The sequence below is a fragment of the Bacillus pumilus genome (assembly GCF_024498355.1).
Classification (GTDB): Bacteria; Bacillota; Bacilli; order Bacillales; family Bacillaceae; genus Bacillus; species Bacillus pumilus_P.
The window spans coordinates 3,598,561-3,615,731 of the sequence record NZ_CP101833.1 but is presented as its reverse complement, the minus strand read 5'-3'; the positions used below and the strand labels follow the sequence as shown (position 1 = coordinate 3,615,731).

Below are 17,171 nucleotides of genomic sequence, written 5' to 3'. Positions count from 1 at the left end.
TCTCTCCTTTATTCTTAGTGCTTTTGTTTGACCCGATTCAGTGTGTTGTCTAAGATGACACCAATTTCTGCTAGGGGTTTAGGCTGGCACATGTCTTTGTGCCGGCAATGAATGTCGTGTTGTTCAATTTTTCCGTTGATATAAGGTGCCCATGCTTCGGGATCAATTGGTGTAAACCAATCTGGGATAATGGTAGATCTAAAGAATAATATGTCTCCATGATAAGTTTTTGGCTGATATTCTCCGAGCAATCGAACTGAATTGACATAGGTTTCTTTCAGGTTTCTGATGGCATCCTCACTTAAGCTGGCTAGTGCACTTCCGTCTTTTTTCAGGATATCGACGGCACTTTTCATCGTGAGCGGCTCACCTGTTAAGGTATCTGGATCATAACCGCCGAGCGCAAGAAGAGCGATTAGTGCTTCTTCTTCATCAGGTGCTTCTTTAATCGGCAAGAAGTGGTTTGGATAGGCATCCAGCATAGCAACGAGTGAGATTTCTTCGCCTTGCTGCTGGAGCTGTGTTGCCATTGCTTGCACAACGTTCCCGCCTAGTGACCAGCCAAGTAGATGATAAGGGCCTTTTGGCTGAATCCTTTGGATGTGCTTGATATAATCCGCAGCCATATCATCTAGTGTTTGTGGGTAGACATCCTTTCTTGCGATTCCTCGTGCCTGCAATCCATAAAGTGGGATGTCCTTCTCTAATGTATTCAAGAGACCTGCATAGCACCAGCTAAGACCACCTGCTGGATGAACACAGAAGAGTGGATAATTTTCACCATTTGCTCGTAGCGGTAGCAAGATTTCTAGTGCGTTTTCATCGCTGCCTGTCTCTAGTTTCTCTGCCAAACTTGCGACATTAGGTGCTTCAAACAACGTTCCGATGCTTAGTTTGACGCCAAGTGCATCACGAATGCGGCTGATTAAACGAACCGCAAGTAATGAGTGCCCGCCAATGTCAAAAAAGCGATCGTCAATGCTGACTTTTGGTAGACCGAGCACCTCTTCAAAGAGGTGACATAGGATTTCCTCCTTCGGATTTCTTGGGCCACGTCCATCTGGTTGCTGTACATGCAATTGAGGTGCCGGCAGTGATTTTTGATCAAGCTTCCCGTTTGCTGTAAGTGGCATGGCATCAATTTGTACATATGCCGCTGGCACCATGTAATCAGGAAGACTGGCTGCGGCAAAATGACGAAGGGTTTCTGTATCGGTACGGCTTTCTTCAGTTGTCACGATATATGCGACTAAGCGTTTGTCACCAGGCTGATCCTCTCGCATGATGACAGCAACTTGTGCAACTGCATCGTGACGTGCCAAAACGGCTTCAATTTCTCCAAGTTCAATGCGGAACCCGCGAATTTTAATTTGATGATCAGCTCTGCCAATGTAATCAAGTGAACCCTCTTTCGTCCAACGTGCGAGATCGCCTGTACGATACATCCTTGTGCCAGGTGCTCCATAAGGGTCGGCAGGGAATCGGTCAGATGTCAGATCAGGCCTGCCTAGATAACCTCTTGCCAAGCCGGCTCCAGCTACATACATTTCACCTGTTGTCCCAGGGGGAACAGGTTGTAGGTATTCATCTAGTACATAAACGTGTAAATCAGGAATGGGTTCACCTATTAAGCTACTGGATTTTTTTGTAATCATGTCTCGATTGAGTACATTGTACGTAACGTGTACGGTGGTTTCTGTAATGCCGTACATGTTGATTAGCTTTGGCTTACGATCTGAGTGACGGCTGTACCAATCTTCTAATCTGCTGAGCTCTAATGCTTCACCGCCAAAAATGACATAGCGGAGTGATAATGCTTGACCAAGTGTTTGTTGTTCCTTGTCTGCCTGCATGAGCTGATAGAAGGCAGAAGGTGTTTGGTTAAGTACTGTCACACCTTCATCGACTAAAAGCTGGAGCATCTCTTCAGGAGAGCGAGAGATGGTATGAGGTACAATCACAAGTCGACCGCCATATAAAAGGGGTCCCCAGATTTCCCATACGGAAAAATCAAAGGCATATGAATGAAACATTGTCCAAACATCTTCTTCATCAAAATGGAACCAATGTGCAGTAGATGTCAGAAGACGGATGACATTTTGGTGTGGGATGACCACTCCTTTTGGCTTGCCTGTAGAACCAGATGTATAAATAATATAGGCTGGATGCAGAGAAGTAAGTGGCTCGATTCTGTCTATATCAGCCGGATTGTGATTTGACGTATTAAGCAGTTGGTCACTCGTTTCTTTTTCGTCTAACAAAATCAAATCGCAATCAGAAGGGAGATGCACTGCGTCTGCTTTTGTTGTGATGCTACAAACTGGCTTGGCATCTTGTATCATGTATGCTAGCCTGTCTGCTGGATAGTCAGGATCAAGCGGGACATAGGCTGCGCCTGCTTTATGAACGGCTAATAAGCTCACGAGCATATCGATTGATCTAGGCAGGGCAAGTGCAACGAACTGCTCTGGTCCAACGCCTCTTTCTATTAACAAATGAGCAAGACGATTAGCTTTGTCGTTTAACTCTTTATAGGTAAGCTGATGATTGCCATCCGTTACAGCCACACGCTCTGGGTATTGCTGCGCCGCTTTTTCAAATAAGGCTGGCAGACTAAGCGTTTGGTCTAACTGAGCGATTGTCTTTTTATCAGGGAGAAATGTTTGGCGCTCTTTTTCTGATAAAATATTTACTTGACCAATAGGCAGATGTGGATGCTCAGCTGCCTCTGTTAAAAAGCGCTTCATTCTGTCAGCGATTGCTTGAATGGTGCTTTGTATAAACACATCTGTGCTGAATTCAAATAACCCTGTTAACCCTGCTGCTGACCCAGTTTCGGTTCTATGTTCTGTTAATTCGATGGTCAGATCAAATTTAGCTGATCCCACTGGTTTCACGTAGAGGTCTGAGTCAAGTTGTGCCAGCTTCATTTCGGCCTTCGGTGTATTTTGGAAGGCAAGCATGACCTGAAACAATGGATTGCGTGATCTGGATCGAGTTGGATTTAGGACTTCAACTAGCCGCTCGAATGGTAGATCCTGATGCTCGTAGGCTGCTAAGTCAACGTCTCGCACTCGCTTCAATAGCTCACTAAAGGTTGGATTACCAGCTGTATTTGTACGTAATACAAGTGTGTTCACAAACAACCCAACAATGTCGTCAAGTGCATCATCATTCCGTCCAGCAATCGGACTGCCAATTGGGATATCTGTTCCCGCCCCAAGGCGTGTCAGTAATGCTGCAAGCGATGCTTGGAGCACCATGAACAAACTCACTTGATGCTGCTTTGCAAGATCAAGAAGTAGGTGGTGTAAAGCGGGTTCAATCGTAAAGTCAATCGTAGCACCGTTGAAGCTTCCTTCCTGTGGACGCGGGAAGTCATAGGGAAGCTCCAGTTCTTCCGGCAGACCATGTAATGCACCCGTCCAATAACCTAGTTGTTTGGCAAATAGACTATCCTTCTCTTCTTCACTGCCCAACAGCTTCTGCTGCCAAATGGCATAGTCAGCATATTGAACAGGTTCGGCTGGCAAGGAGATTGATTTTCCTTGTATAAGGGCTTCGTAAGCAGCAGCTAAGTCTCGTGTCAATGGTGCAAGTGACCAGCCGTCACCAGCGATGTGATGTAGCAATAGAAGTAGCACGTATCGATTTGCATCAAGCATGAATAATTCTGCTCGCAGTGCGGGTTTTTCCTCAATGTTAAAGCTATAGCGAATGGCTTCGTTTAACTGATTTTCAATTTGTTGATCGGTGGAAGCTGTGACATGGAGTTCAGGTTGAACACTTTTTGGATGTGAAATGACCTGTCTTGGCATGCCGTTCTTATTTGGAAAAATGGTTCTAAGTGTTTCATGTTTTTCAGTGATATCTGCCAATGCACCAATAAGAGCTTTTTGATCTAGTGTACCTGTCAGCTGAATGACAAGTGGAATATTGTAAGTTGGACTTGGTCCTTCAAGGCAATGAAGGAACCAGAGACGCTTTTGAGCAAAGGATAACGGAATCTCATCTGGTTTGTTTTCTACCTGAAGTGGCGGCCGTAAGTCCTTCGCTTTGTCAATGTGTTGCGCAAGCTCAACAACTCTAGGTGATTCAAAAATGGTACTCATGCTTAGGTCTGCACCAAGTGTATCGCGTATACGTCTAAGCAGACGAGCGGCGAGCAAGGAATGTCCCCCTAAGTCAAAGAAATTATCATCTATGCCAATTTGAGATACGCCAAGGGTTTCTGCAAATAAACTACATAACATGTCTTCTTGGGGTGTTCTAGGTGTACGCTCAGAACTAACTAAAGACATATTTGGTGTTGGTAATGCTTTGCGATTGATTTTGCCGTTTGGTGTAAGTGGAAGTTCTGGCAAAACGACAACAGCAGAAGGCACCATGTAATCAGGGAGCGATGTTGCCACAAACTGCCTGAGCTCTGAAGGATGCAGAGAAGTGCCATCTGTCAGCACAACATACGCACAAAGCAACTGTTGTCCAGGTTGATCCTCACGAACGATAACAGATGTATGCTTTATTGCTTGGTGTTGCATAATCACTGTTTCAATTTCACCTAGTTCAATACGGAAGCCGCGGATTTTAATTTGAAGATCGGCACGGCTGATATAATCAATCGAACCATCCTCACGCCATCTGGCTAAATCACCTGTACGATACATTCTCGTGCCTTTTGTGCCGAATGGATCAGCGACAAAACGTTCAGCCGTTAAATCATATCGTCCAAGATATCCTCTAGATACTCCTTCACCTGCAATATAAAGTTCACCGATTGATCCTGCTGGGACTGGGTTTAGTCCTTCATCTAAAATATATATGCTCGTATTCCAAATGGGTTTACCAATCGGCGGCGCGCTATTGTCTTGATGTGCTGTGACATTTACCATCGTAGACCATATCGTCGTTTCTGTAGGTCCGTACAAATTGGTAATGTCACATTGAAGAGATTGCAATGTGTGCAAAAGGGAGGCAGGAAGTGCTTCTCCTCCAACAAGGACACGCATACCTGTTATCACGTCAGGGGATTCATCTGCCAATGCATGCCACAACGTTGGTGTTGCCTGCATGATTGTGACATGATGAGAACGAATCATGTCTGAAAGCTTTGCTGGCTCTTGGATGGTCTCTTTTTTTGCCAATAAAAGAGCAGCCCCATGTAAAAGCGGGAGGAACATTTCTAGTCCGGAAATATCAAAGGCAATGGTCGTTACCGCTAGAAGCTGGTCTTTTTGATCTAATAAAAATGAATCTTGCATGGACAATATAAAATTGATCACATTTCGCTTTGTTACAACAACACCCTTTGGTTTGCCTGTCGATCCTGACGTGTAGATGATGTATGCCGGATGATGTGGAGAGCCTTCGTTCCAGGTCGGATTGAGATGCAGACCGCCTACTATCTCCTGATGAACAGTTGAATCATCCAGTTGGACGATATGTGGATGGTCAAAACGCTCTGCTGTCTCTTTGACTGTGAGCAAGCACACAGGTTTAGCATCATCTAGCATATAGGCAACACGATCGCTAGGGTAATCAGGGTCTAATGGCAGGTATGCGGCTCCCGTTTTGACGACGGCCAATAGACTCACGACCATATCGATCGATCGAGGCAGAGCAATTGCGACAAATTGTTCTGGTCCAATGCCGTGCTTTTTCAAATAATGAGCTAATTGATTTGCTCGCTGATTCAACTCTTCGTAGGTCAAAGTGATTTCTTCAAACTGTAATGCTTCTGCATGTGGTGTTTTGCTGACTTGTTTTTCAAATAGTTCCCGTAAACATTCTTTTGGTAATTCTTGTTTTGTAGCATTCCAGTGCTTGAGGATGTTCTCTTTTTCTTTAGACAAGAGAAGGTTGAATTGACTGATTGTCTGATCTTGCTCTAGTCCGGTTATTTCCTCCAGCAATTGAAGAAAACGATGCTGATGAGCGTCAACCGATTGCTCTTTGTAAACTGCAGGGTTTGCATCAAAATCGATTTGAAACCCGTTCCCATCGGCGCGGTCATATATGTTGATCGATAAATCATCCACTGGTCCTGCTGAAAGATTATGCGCTTGACCCATGCTCTGATCGAACATGAGATGATAATCAAATGGCATGATATTGATCTGTGGACCAAATAATCGTTGATTTCTGCCGATGAGTTTAAAGTCTCTCCTCATATCTTCGTGACGATATCTTTGATGAGGACGAATGGCTTTAAGTTCATCGGATACTTGGCGAACAAGTGCTGAGAGCGTCATTTCGGGTTTGCATGTTAAACGAAGCGGTACTAGGTTCATGACCATTCCAGGTGTTTGCAATGCGCAAGATCCAAGGCGCATCATAACAGGCAATCCTAAAACAATATCATGTGCACCAGTCATACGATGCATATATAGAGCGGATGCGGCAAGAATCATTTCATGCCAGGTACCACCGAAAGCTTGAGCATTTTTTTTCATTTTGCTTACCTTTGCGGCATCATAGCTAGCGGTTTTTCGGATAAAATCATCCGAAGTTCTTGGGGCAAGCTCAGCAAGGCTAACGATTTCAGGTTGATCAGCAAAGCGATTTTTCCAAAAAGCCTGATCATCTTCATAGCGATTGGAATGTTTATATGCGATCTCCTCTTGGACTACGTCATGGAAGGTGCCAAATGTTTGAGGAGGCACAGGTTTTTCTTGCGATAGGGCTGAATAGACCTCAGCAACACGACGTGCGATGAGTGAAAAGGCGAACCCATCAATGGCAATGTGATGAATGCGCTGATACCAGAGAAATCGATCGTCCGCAATTTGAAAGAGTACTTCACGGAATAATACATCTTTCTCTAAAGAGACTGATGTTGAAAGATCTGTCTTCATCCATGCTTTAGCCTCATCAAGCGGCTGTTTTTCATTTTGTAAATTGATGAATTGAAATGGGATATCGCTTTTGGATGTAAACCATTGCTTTGGACCGTCAGCATCTTCAACGAAGCGCATATGCAGAGAATCTGCTTCTAAGACAGTCTTTCGGATGGCTACTTCAAAGTGTACTGGATCAATATATCCTTTAATATCTATATACTCAGCTGTATTGAAAATTGGATTAGATGGATCAAGCTGTTGCGCATACCAAATGCCTGATTGGGCACCGGTCAGTGGAAATGAATCGACGGACTGGATCGACAAGGGTCTATACCTCCTTTACAAATAATCGATATTTGGGATAGATGGCTGTTTTTCTGGGAAAAGAAGGGTTCGCCAATGAGCGAGCGTTGGATTTGCTGCAAGCTCAACGAAATTGACTGCCGCTCCTTGCTGCCTCCACTTTTCCGCTAGGCTCATCATTCTAATAGAATCGAGACCTAGGTAGACGAGATTCTCGTCAAGCGGTATTTGATCCGGCTCGACTTGAAGATACTCAGCTACTTGGTGAAGGATGGAATCAAAGGATAGGTCATCACCGTCTGCTTCCTGTCCTGTTAAACGACAAATGATCTGGTCTGTTGTTGTGGTTACCGCACAGCGCTCAGCTGCATAGGTCATCGCCATTTTGTGATGCTTAAGTGAAAAGTCAGCAACGGCATCTGCGACAAAAAAGGTTTCAATATCGAGCATGAATGCTTCTGCGGCTGTCAGCATACAGCCGATATGTGCATATACGCCAGTAATGATCAGTTGATCTCGCCCATCTTCTCGGAGAATATCTAAAAACTTGGATTTTTTAAATGCACTATAACGCCATTTTGTCAGCACTGTATCTGCTTCAGATGGAGCGAGCTGATCAATGATCTTTGTCAATGCTTCATCATCACCAAGTCCAGGTCCCCAAAAATCTGTTAATAAGGCACGATCTTTCGGGTCTTGGTCACCAGGTTGAGCTGTATAAACGACTGGAATTCCAAGTTCATTGCATGTATCACGTAATTGTTCAATATGTTGAACTAACTCTGTGATCGGTGATGAATCGTGTTGAAATGCATTTAAAAAATATTGCTGCATGTCATGTATCAGCAGAACAGCACGATTCGGATCCGGTATCCAGTTCACTTTATTTTCGGGTAAATCTTGTGTGCTCGGCATTGGATACGCAGGAATAGTAGGGATTGCCATGGTTTTCACTCCTCTTTTTTTATACGTTGGCAGTATGGATTGCAGCTAATTCTCTTAATGCTTTTTTACTGACTTTGCCTACACCTGTTTGTGGGAACGCATCGATCCATTCAATGCGGTCGGGAATTTTATAGGCAGCGAGTCCGCGTTCTCTTAGAAATGACTTTAACGCCTCGGGTGCTGGTTTGCTGTTGTCTTTCGCAATCACAAAGGCACATGAGCGTTCACCAAGGAACGGATCCGGCATGGACACCATGGCGGCATCATGAATGTCAGCATGCGCAAGTAAATGGTTTTCGACTTCTTCAGCGGCCACCTTTTCGCCACCACGATTGATTTGATCCTTGTCTCTGCCTTCTACAACAACATTTCCTTCTTTGGTTAATCGCACGATGTCACCTGTTCTGTAAAAGCCATCGGGTGTAAAGGCTTTTTTATTTTGTTCATCGGCTTTATAGTAGCCACGAATTGTATAGGGCCCTCTTGTCAAAAGGTGTCCTGCTACTTCATTAGGGACTGGCTTGTCTTCATCATCTACCACTAGTACCTCATCATATTCAGACATCGGACGTCCTTGTGTATGAATAATGACATGTTCAGGATCATCCAATCTGGTATAGTTGACCAGACCTTCTGCCATGCCAAAAACTTGCTGGAGCTTACATCCAAGGGCAGGCATAACATGTTTTGCTGCCTCTGCACTTAATTTAGCACCACCGACTTGTAAAACCTTAAGACTAGATAAGTCATCTGATCGATGAGGAGCGGCCTCTAGCCAAATCAATGCGATAGGTGGGACCACAGCGGTAATGGTCGCACGCTCTTTTTCAATGAGTGGAAAGACTACATCAGGGCTTGAGCCAGGTGCAAGAACAACTCTTCCGCCTGCGTATAACGTCCCAAGGACTCCAGGCGAGCTTAATGGATAGTTGTGTGCAACTGGAAGTGTAGCCAGATACACACTATCTTGTGTGAGTTCGCACACCTCATTGCTTTTCCAAAGACTATAAATATAGTCATCATGTGTGCGAGGAATGAGCTTTGAAAGGCCTGTGCTGCCTCCAGATAACTGAAGAAACGCAATATCGCTTGCCTCTACATGAATTTGAGGATCAAGTGCTGGGTCCTTGCGCAGATCATCCAAGGCAAGGAATTCTTCAGCTTCCCCGGCAACAATGACATGAGGCAAAGAGGGAAGCTTTTCTTTCACTTGACGTGCAAGTGATCGATAATCAAAGCCGCCGTCGATATCTGTAATGACATATGCGTCTGCTTCGGCAAACTCAATAAAATACGTGATTTCGCTGCTTCTATGAGATGGCAGCGAGAAGACGGGTAAAGCACCGATTCGAAATAAAGCGAAAATGACTTCAAAAAAAGCCGGAATGTTAGGAAGCTGAACGACAACTCGACTTCCCTTTTGAATACCAAGCTGATGAAAACCAGCGGCAAGACTGCTGACGCGCTCATCAAGTTCTTGGTAGCTCAAGTGCGTATGAGAATATGTAATCGCTGATTTATTCCCTAACGATGCGGCGCGTGCACGAAGCATACCGCCAAAGGTTTCTCCACGCCAACAGCCGTTTTCCCGGTAGCGTTTTGCAAATTCGTCTGGCCATGTAGGTGGTTGAACAAACATGTTTTGTCATCTCCTGTGTATTTTTATAGATGATGGATGCCCATAGCATGAAGCATCGTGTTGAATTTTGCAGATGTTTCGGCTAGCTCTTCTTCTGCCTTTGATCCTTTGACCACTCCTGCACCAGCAAATAGGCGAAGGGAGTGACCCTCAGCTTCTGCACAACGAATGGTGACAATCCAATCACCATCACCATTTTCATCTGACCAGCCGATCATTCCTGTGAAAAATCCTCGATCGAAGGGTTCAATCGCTTGGATTGCTGCACGTGCATCTGCTGTAGGTGTTCCGCATACTGCGGGTGTTGGATGAAGGCTAAGTGCTAAATCAATTGAAGACACTCCTGCATCTATTAATTCACCTTTTACGACAGTAGATAAATGCCACATCGTTTCTGTTTGTATGACTGATGGTGATGCAGGCACATTTAGTGTATGACAGTAAGGAGCGAGCGCCTTAGTGACAGCATCGACAACCACTGCATGTTCGTGTAAATCCTTCGCTGAAGTAAGTAGTTCATCGTGACGGCGCTGGTCTTCTACTGGATCTGAACTGCGTGGCCGAGAACCAGCGAGTGGATTGGAAATAACAGATGAACCAGTCTTTGAAAGAAGCAGCTCAGGGCTTGCGCCAAGAAGTGTTCGCTCTTGGGAAGATTTCGGATCAGCTACATTTGCAGCAAACGTATAGCCAGTCGTGTTATGAAGAGCAAGCCGTTCGAGTATTGCTTTCGTATTCATTTCTCGATTTGATTTGAGATGGAGAGATCGAGAGAGTACGATTTTGCTAAGCTCTCCTTTCTCAATTTTAGCTAACCCTTCGTTCACACCTTTCATGTAGACATCTGGAGAGGGGACAGGTGTCACCTCATAGGATGGAGCTGCCACTTCCGTCTTCTCATCACCTTGATGAAATTCGAGTGGATCACTAAACTGCACGTGGGCTGGAACACTTAAGCGAACCGGTTGCGCCGGATCAAACGGAACAGCACCTGCAACAATCGGTGTTCGAATACCAGCTTGTTTGGCAGCGTCAAATACGTGCGCTACCCTTTTGGATAGTTCATTTAGCTGATTGGTTTCAATATGCTGGAAGATCCCTTCTGCCAGTATCGTGCGTTTAGGGGAAGCAAGGAAAAAAGAGCCTGGCTGATAGTCTTGGATCAACTGTACTTTTTCTTCTGTCGACAATAATGAATGTTTCATGAAAAGGCCTCCTTTTTGATGAAATGCTAGATTCCGAGTGTTGCGCCACCATCAATCGTCAGATTCTGCATCGTAATGTGACTGGCTTGCTCAGATGCAAAGAAGAGTACTGCATCAGCGATACTTTGAGGATCAGCGATTTTTTGTAAAGGAATACCGGTTTTATACGTCTCTAATGAACCTTTGATCACATTGTCTGCACCATGTTCATCAGACCATAACGCCCATTGCATAGGTGTTGCGGTAGAGCCAGGAGAGACGACATTGCATCTAATTCCGTAGGATGCTAGCTCTAATCCAAGTGTTTTTGTAAAGGAAGTAGCTGCTGCTTTTGAAGCGGCATAGGCAGCCATATTCATTCTAGGAATGCCACCGGCGTTAGAGCTGATGGTCACAATGACTCCCTCTGTTCTTTTTATCATGTATTTGGAGACAGCTTGAGATACGTAAAAGACACCATGTGTGTTGACTGCAAAGGTCTGTTCCCAGTCGTCTGCTCGAAGCTGGTTAATAGAACCCATTCGAAGAATGCCTGCTACATTGACCAGTAAATAAATGGGTCCAAGCTGCTGTTCAATTTGGCTGACAACATGTTGAACAGAAGTTTGATCGCTAATATCACATGGATAGGCAAAGGCGTGTATTCCTTCATCGTTCATTTGTTGAACAGTACTTTGCAGTTGATCTTCATTTGCGTCAACTGCCGCAATGATCGCACCTTCTTCGGCTAGTCTTTGCGCAACTGCTTGTCCAATACCTTGTCCGGCTCCTGTGATAAGCACAATCTTTTGAGATAGACCACTATATTTCATGTGTTCACTACCTTTCTTTCATATCTGTGGTTGTTAATGGATCATGATAGAGTGCAAAACGAAAAGCGTAATTCATCAGTACCGGTAAAACTGACGTATGTCCTTCTTCAGGGAACTCGTGATAGGCGGAATGCAAGCCATATGAGGATAAAGGCAGCATGCGGTTTGCTAGTGACTGTGCATGATCATTCATTTGACATGGGTGGTGTTTTTCTAACTCACCTACACCTACAAGCAGCCTGACATTCATAGACATCTGACGTATATGGCTGGTGAATTGGTGTTCTTTTTCTAGAAATAATTCTTTGTTCCAGTGGATAGAAGGACTGCCCGCAATATATGTCTGATAAGCATCAGGGTGCTCAAATAGTGTGTGTAATACAAAAAGACCGCCAAGAGAGTGTCCAAACAGTGTTTGACGACTCTGGTTGATCGGAAAGCGCTGCTCGATATAAGGCTTTACAATCTTTTCTAAAAAAGAAAAGAACGCAGAGGCCCCGCCATATGTATGGTTGGAGAAGTCCTTTCTTTTGCCACCAATGGAAGCGTCAGGGCCGGTAAGAGTGAGATCATAATGCCTGAGCGGATGATAGGGCGCTTCTGTCTGATAGCCAATTCCAACAATGATGGCAGGTACGACACCTGTTTTTTCAGGTCTTCTTGACTGTAGACGAAGTGCTTCGACCATTGTGCCAAAAAGTGAATTTCCATCAAGCACGTACATGACTGGAAAACCAGCCGCTGGAGGAGTAGTATTCGGTTTAAATATAAAAAGTCTGTAAGGGTGTGCTGTGATATCCAGTTGCTCCGTCCCAGGTATAAAAAAAGGACGGCTTTCTCTGAAAAGAGAATCCTCAGTACCCATTCCTTCAGGGCGTTTGGACATGTGTAAAATATCCCCTTCCTCAAATTGACTCTCATATGCTGATAAAAGCGGGCTTGCGGATATAGGATGAGTGTAGAGATTGAAGAATGGTCCCTTCAAATGAAAATGATTCTCAATTATCACGCAAGCAAATCAAATGATAATGGTTATCAATTATGAAGTCAAATGTTCATTTAGTCGTGTAGTTGATAATTTAATCTAAATATTATGAAAATAAAGGACTAAATAACTACCAAATGAGTGGAAATAGTGAATGCCAGACTGAGTCATTTAAAAAGAGGAGAAATGTCAAAAGACCTTGACCGTCTCGAGATATTTACCATTTTCTTCTGTTTGATTCAGGAATATATATAGGTTTTTCTTCTTGAAATCATTTTGAGGAAAAATAAGTCTATAGACCTTCTTGTATTTTTAGGAAAAAAGAGGAGAATTTTTCGAAAAGCTGGTGAGCATATCTCACAACTTATTCAATATCATGCGTAAATTCATATACAATTTTCTAAGGAAGACAAGATCGAAGGGAATGTAGGCAGAATGAAAACTCCATTAGGAAAGCTAAGGCTAAAACTGCTTGAACATCAGCTCAAACTGAAAAATGCGTTTACAGTGGAAGAATATCAAGAAATGAAGCAATCATTACATGAAATACGGATGACATTTGCGGCCTATGAACAATGGGATTTATACCAGCGAGCCACCGATATGATCACCATCCTCCTCTTTCAACATGCCCTCAAGCAAAACCACCATTAACACTTTCACTTTTTATGAGTAGCTTATTTCTTATGGAAGCACGGTGCTGTTTTAAAGTTGGCCAAATATCATATAGCATCAAAAATGCGGAAATGAAAAAAGTAAGGGATGTCCCCTTACTTTTTGATCAATCGGTGTACATGTCTGTAAACACCATTCAATTAGAATCCATCTGTGACATCATATTCGTAACGAATATCGGCTTTGACATTGCTCATAGTAGATCTCGCAGTAGCCTTTGCGTTGTACTTAAAGCTCCATTTTTGAGCCACTTTTAATTCATCTTCCAGTGAAATATGATAAGACCCACTTGTTGCAGATGAAAAAAGTGATTGGTTCCAAATCTTGTTTTCATCAGCCATCAGTTTGTGTGTGACATTTCCTTGGTTAGGCGATTGGGTACTAGTTGTTGAAATCGATTTAACGATAGCATTGTTAGGAATAGAAGAATTGGTCGTTAAATCCATTGTAATGACAGAAGAATCAACACCTGCTAGATTCAAAGATGAATTCCCCAGGTTGGTAGCAGTCCCGGTAAAATTGAATGTCCCATTCCCAGATTTGATACGATCTTGAATGGAGACAGTAAAATACATATTCCCTGTATATGAGCCACGGGTCACTTTCACAAAATAAGTTTCTGAAGTTGAAGTAACGTCACCAGTATTTGCAAATATAAAGGGTGTTACTGAATCAGGATTAATCACTCTTGACCCTGGTTTAGAGCTCTTCGAATTATACACCTCGATTTTCATCCCCGTATATTGCTTATTATACGAACTTCGCACATAGACCCTTTCACCCTTATTGATCGTGAACTGATAATACGCTTCATTTTCACCTTCAGGTAAGATTGTTGTATCTGGGCGACTATTTTTCCAATATCCCATTGAGCTTGCTGTGTTAGGGCTGTTATTCCCCGTAATAGCCGCTTCTGCTGAATGAGGTGCAAAAAAACTAGTAACAAGCACTAATACCAATGCAGGTAACAAAAAACGTTTGAAGATAGTATTTGTCATATTTTAACCCTCCTTGTAATAATTACTATATCGGATCAAAACTAACAAATTTTAACTGAATTGCCGATATATTTAATAATCACTATTTTTTAAAAAGGAGAATCAAAATGAATATTAATACGTCATACACGGCAGGTGTTTCAAACAATCAGAACAGAATCGATTATAAAGGTCAATCTATTAAAAGTACAAATGAGGTGATGACCGAATCTGATAGACGGATGAAAATACTAGATGAAAAATATGAAAAAATAAATGAACAAAATAAACGTTTCAAAAATCCTCATGGTCATATACACGATAAGTATCGAAATCCACGCTCGCCTTATTTTAGGAGTGATCTAACTAAAGTAGAAAGAGAAGCTGCATATACGATGGAGATTGGCTGGGCTAATTCTGGAAAAGGAGGTCAATATGACTTTAATGATGCCATCTTCCGTAATGAAAAACGGTACGATCCAACCCAAGAAAGCGTAGAGAAAAAAATATCCAATCGTCAAAAGGTCAACGAACAATTACAAGATTTATTCTCTAAAAACGGGATATCCATTCCTAAAAACACAAATCTAACTTTTACCATTGACCCGAACAATTTTAAATTGGTGGTAAGTGGTTCAAAAGACGAAACGCTGATGAAACAAATAGAAGACTTATTAAATACAACCAACAATACAAGAGAATTATTTTTCCATATCATGAAAAGCAGAAATGATGATTCTACTCAATTCACACCGGATTCTCTGGCAAAGTTCCATCTTGTCAATCAAATCAAAACGGTGACAGGCTACAATTTAAAGGATTTAAGCATTGTAAATGGTCAATTTGTAACGGATAACGGAACGAATATTTTTGATCTATACAAAGAAGAACTTCTTAAAAATCCATATACAGCAGAAAATGCGCGCATTGCCGCTTCACATTACGGTGCACAGCTATTCGATCTAGCCAAAAACGGGTTTGATTCCATTCCAGATTTGGTTTTATCTATTGGTTATCAAAACGGTTCTTTACAAGACATTGGGCAAAAAGTGAATTATGGGGTTAAGAAAACGATAGATTAGAAAAACGCATCCGAACATGCCATGTTGGAGCGTCGATTACATGTGTGAACGGCAACAAATCGAAATTCCATTAGCGATAACGAAGGACTCTATAACAATTGATGTTACAGAGTCTTTTCTATTGAAATGCGCTGGTTTGCACAAAATATCAACATGGTAATTTTGACTATAGTCGATGTTTTTCACTTTTTTATTGATGAAAATGTTAAAATGATGAGTAGCGTATTTTTTTTATGAAAGGACGGTGCTTGGCATGACGGAACTTCTCGATGACCGGCTGCCGCCGCAAAATATAGAAGCCGAGCAGGCCGTATTAGGTGCTGTTTTTTTAGAACCATCTGCGCTAACGCTCGCTTCTGAGGTATTAATTCCAGAGGATTTCTATAGAATGTCGCATCAAAAGATTTACAATGCGATGCTTGTACTTGGTGATAGAGGAGAACCGGTTGACCTTGTCACGGTGACATCAGAACTTGCCAATACAGACTTACTAGAAGAGGTAGGCGGGATTTCGTATTTAACGGATATTGCGAACTCTGTCCCAACTGCCGCAAACATCGAATACTATGCAAAAATTGTAGAAGAAAAATCCATTTTAAGACGTCTGATTCGTACAGCGACAACCATTGCACAGGATGGATATACGCGTGAGGATGAAGTAGAGGATCTATTGAGTGATGCTGAAAAAACCATTATGGAAGTGGCGCAGCGTAAAAACTCAGGAGCTTTCCAAAACATTAAGGACGTTCTTGTTCAGACATATGATAATATTGAACAGCTTCATAACCGAAAAGGCGATATCACAGGGATTCCAACGGGATTCTCTGAGCTTGACCGGATGACAGCTGGCTTCCAGCGAAATGACTTGATTATTGTAGCGGCTCGTCCATCGGTAGGGAAAACAGCCTTCGCATTGAACATTGCACAAAATGTCGCGACGAAGACAGACGAAAGTGTCGCCATCTTTAGTTTAGAGATGGGTGCTGAGCAGCTTGTCATGCGTATGCTTTGTGCAGAGGGAAATATCAATGCACAGAACCTAAGAACCGGTAATCTGACAGAAGAGGACTGGGGTAAGCTGACAATGGCAATGGGCTCGTTATCAAACAGTGGAATTTTCATTGACGATACACCTGGGATCAGAGTGAGTGAAATTCGCTCTAAATGCCGCCGGTTGAAGCAAGAAAACGGTCTTGGGATGATCCTGATTGACTACTTGCAGCTCATTCAAGGGAGCGGACGATCAAGCGATAACCGTCAGCAAGAGGTATCTGAAATCTCTAGGGCTTTAAAATCGCTGGCAAGGGAACTTGAAGTTCCTGTCATTGCCCTGTCTCAGCTTTCCCGCGGAGTAGAGCAGCGTCAGGATAAACGTCCGATGATGTCTGATATTCGTGAATCAGGAAGTATTGAGCAGGATGCCGATATCGTGGCATTCCTTTATCGTGATGATTACTACGACAAAGAATCAGAGAATAAGAACATTATTGAAATCATTATTGCCAAACAGCGTAACGGTCCAGTTGGTACGGTTTCACTGGCCTTCGTCAAAGAATATAACAAATTCGTCAACCTGGAAAGAAGATTTGACGATACGGGTGTTCCGCCCGGTGCTTAAAGCCCAGCTCAAGAAGCTGGGCTTTTTTGATCCATCTACATCGAAAGAATGACTGAAAAACAGCCGAAATGAGGAGGAGAGAGAGAAAAAG

General features: G+C 43.0%; 10 protein-coding genes. 3 read left to right on the top strand and 7 right to left on the bottom strand.

All coding sequences use genetic code 11. From position 1 onward, the window contains the following. Nucleotides 1-14: 14 nt before the first annotated feature. From NPA43_RS18425 to NPA43_RS18400, 6 genes are read right to left on the bottom strand one after another with little or no spacing between them, the layout of a single operon-like run. The gene (locus NPA43_RS18425) at nt 15-7,163 is read right to left on the bottom strand and encodes an amino acid adenylation domain-containing protein (RefSeq protein WP_256499194.1); all 7,149 of its coding nucleotides are present in this window, start codon (nt 7,161-7,163) and stop codon (nt 15-17) included. A 15-nt stretch (nt 7,164-7,178) separates the two neighbouring features. After that, nucleotides 7,179-8,087: an isochorismatase family protein gene (locus NPA43_RS18420; protein WP_249704730.1), complete on the bottom strand. Its 909-nt coding sequence runs from the start codon at nt 8,085-8,087 to the stop codon at nt 7,179-7,181. A 19-nt stretch (nt 8,088-8,106) separates the two neighbouring features. Next, nucleotides 8,107-9,726 (bottom strand): (2,3-dihydroxybenzoyl)adenylate synthase, encoded by a 1,620-nt coding sequence (locus tag NPA43_RS18415; protein WP_256499193.1) that lies wholly within the window; start codon nt 9,724-9,726, stop codon nt 8,107-8,109. Between the two features lie 23 nt (nt 9,727-9,749). Further along, the gene (gene dhbC / locus NPA43_RS18410) at nt 9,750-10,931 is read right to left on the bottom strand and encodes an isochorismate synthase DhbC (RefSeq protein WP_249704728.1); all 1,182 of its coding nucleotides are present in this window, start codon (nt 10,929-10,931) and stop codon (nt 9,750-9,752) included. Nucleotides 10,932-10,957: 26 nt separating this feature from the next. Continuing rightward, nucleotides 10,958-11,743: a 2,3-dihydro-2,3-dihydroxybenzoate dehydrogenase gene (locus NPA43_RS18405; protein ID WP_249704727.1), complete on the bottom strand. Its 786-nt coding sequence runs from the start codon at nt 11,741-11,743 to the stop codon at nt 10,958-10,960. Nucleotides 11,744-11,750: 7 nt separating this feature from the next. Then, the gene (locus tag NPA43_RS18400) at nt 11,751-12,629 is read right to left on the bottom strand and encodes an alpha/beta hydrolase (protein ID WP_249704726.1); all 879 of its coding nucleotides are present in this window, start codon (nt 12,627-12,629) and stop codon (nt 11,751-11,753) included. 534 nt (nt 12,630-13,163) lie between these two features. Here NPA43_RS18400 and NPA43_RS18395 point away from each other — a divergent pair. Beyond that, complete coding sequence (locus NPA43_RS18395; RefSeq protein WP_249704725.1) at nt 13,164-13,382, top strand: hypothetical protein; 219 nt, start codon at nt 13,164-13,166, stop codon at nt 13,380-13,382. A 161-nt stretch (nt 13,383-13,543) separates the two neighbouring features. Here the strand turns inward: NPA43_RS18395 and NPA43_RS18390 are convergent, their stop codons facing one another. Further along, nucleotides 13,544-14,401 (bottom strand): hypothetical protein, encoded by an 858-nt coding sequence (locus tag NPA43_RS18390; RefSeq protein WP_249704724.1) that lies wholly within the window; start codon nt 14,399-14,401, stop codon nt 13,544-13,546. A 107-nt stretch (nt 14,402-14,508) separates the two neighbouring features. On the opposite strand from NPA43_RS18390, the gene NPA43_RS18385 reads away from it, so the two are divergent. Together NPA43_RS18385 and dnaB are read left to right on the top strand one after the other, a co-directional pair. Next, a complete protein-coding gene (locus NPA43_RS18385; RefSeq protein ID WP_249704723.1) occupies nt 14,509-15,462 on the top strand; it encodes a DUF4885 family protein in 954 nt (317 codons plus the stop codon). Between the two features lie 253 nt (nt 15,463-15,715). After that, nucleotides 15,716-17,080 (top strand): replicative DNA helicase, encoded by a 1,365-nt coding sequence (dnaB, locus tag NPA43_RS18380; RefSeq protein ID WP_099728574.1) that lies wholly within the window; start codon nt 15,716-15,718, stop codon nt 17,078-17,080. Nucleotides 17,081-17,171 lie beyond the last annotated feature (91 nt).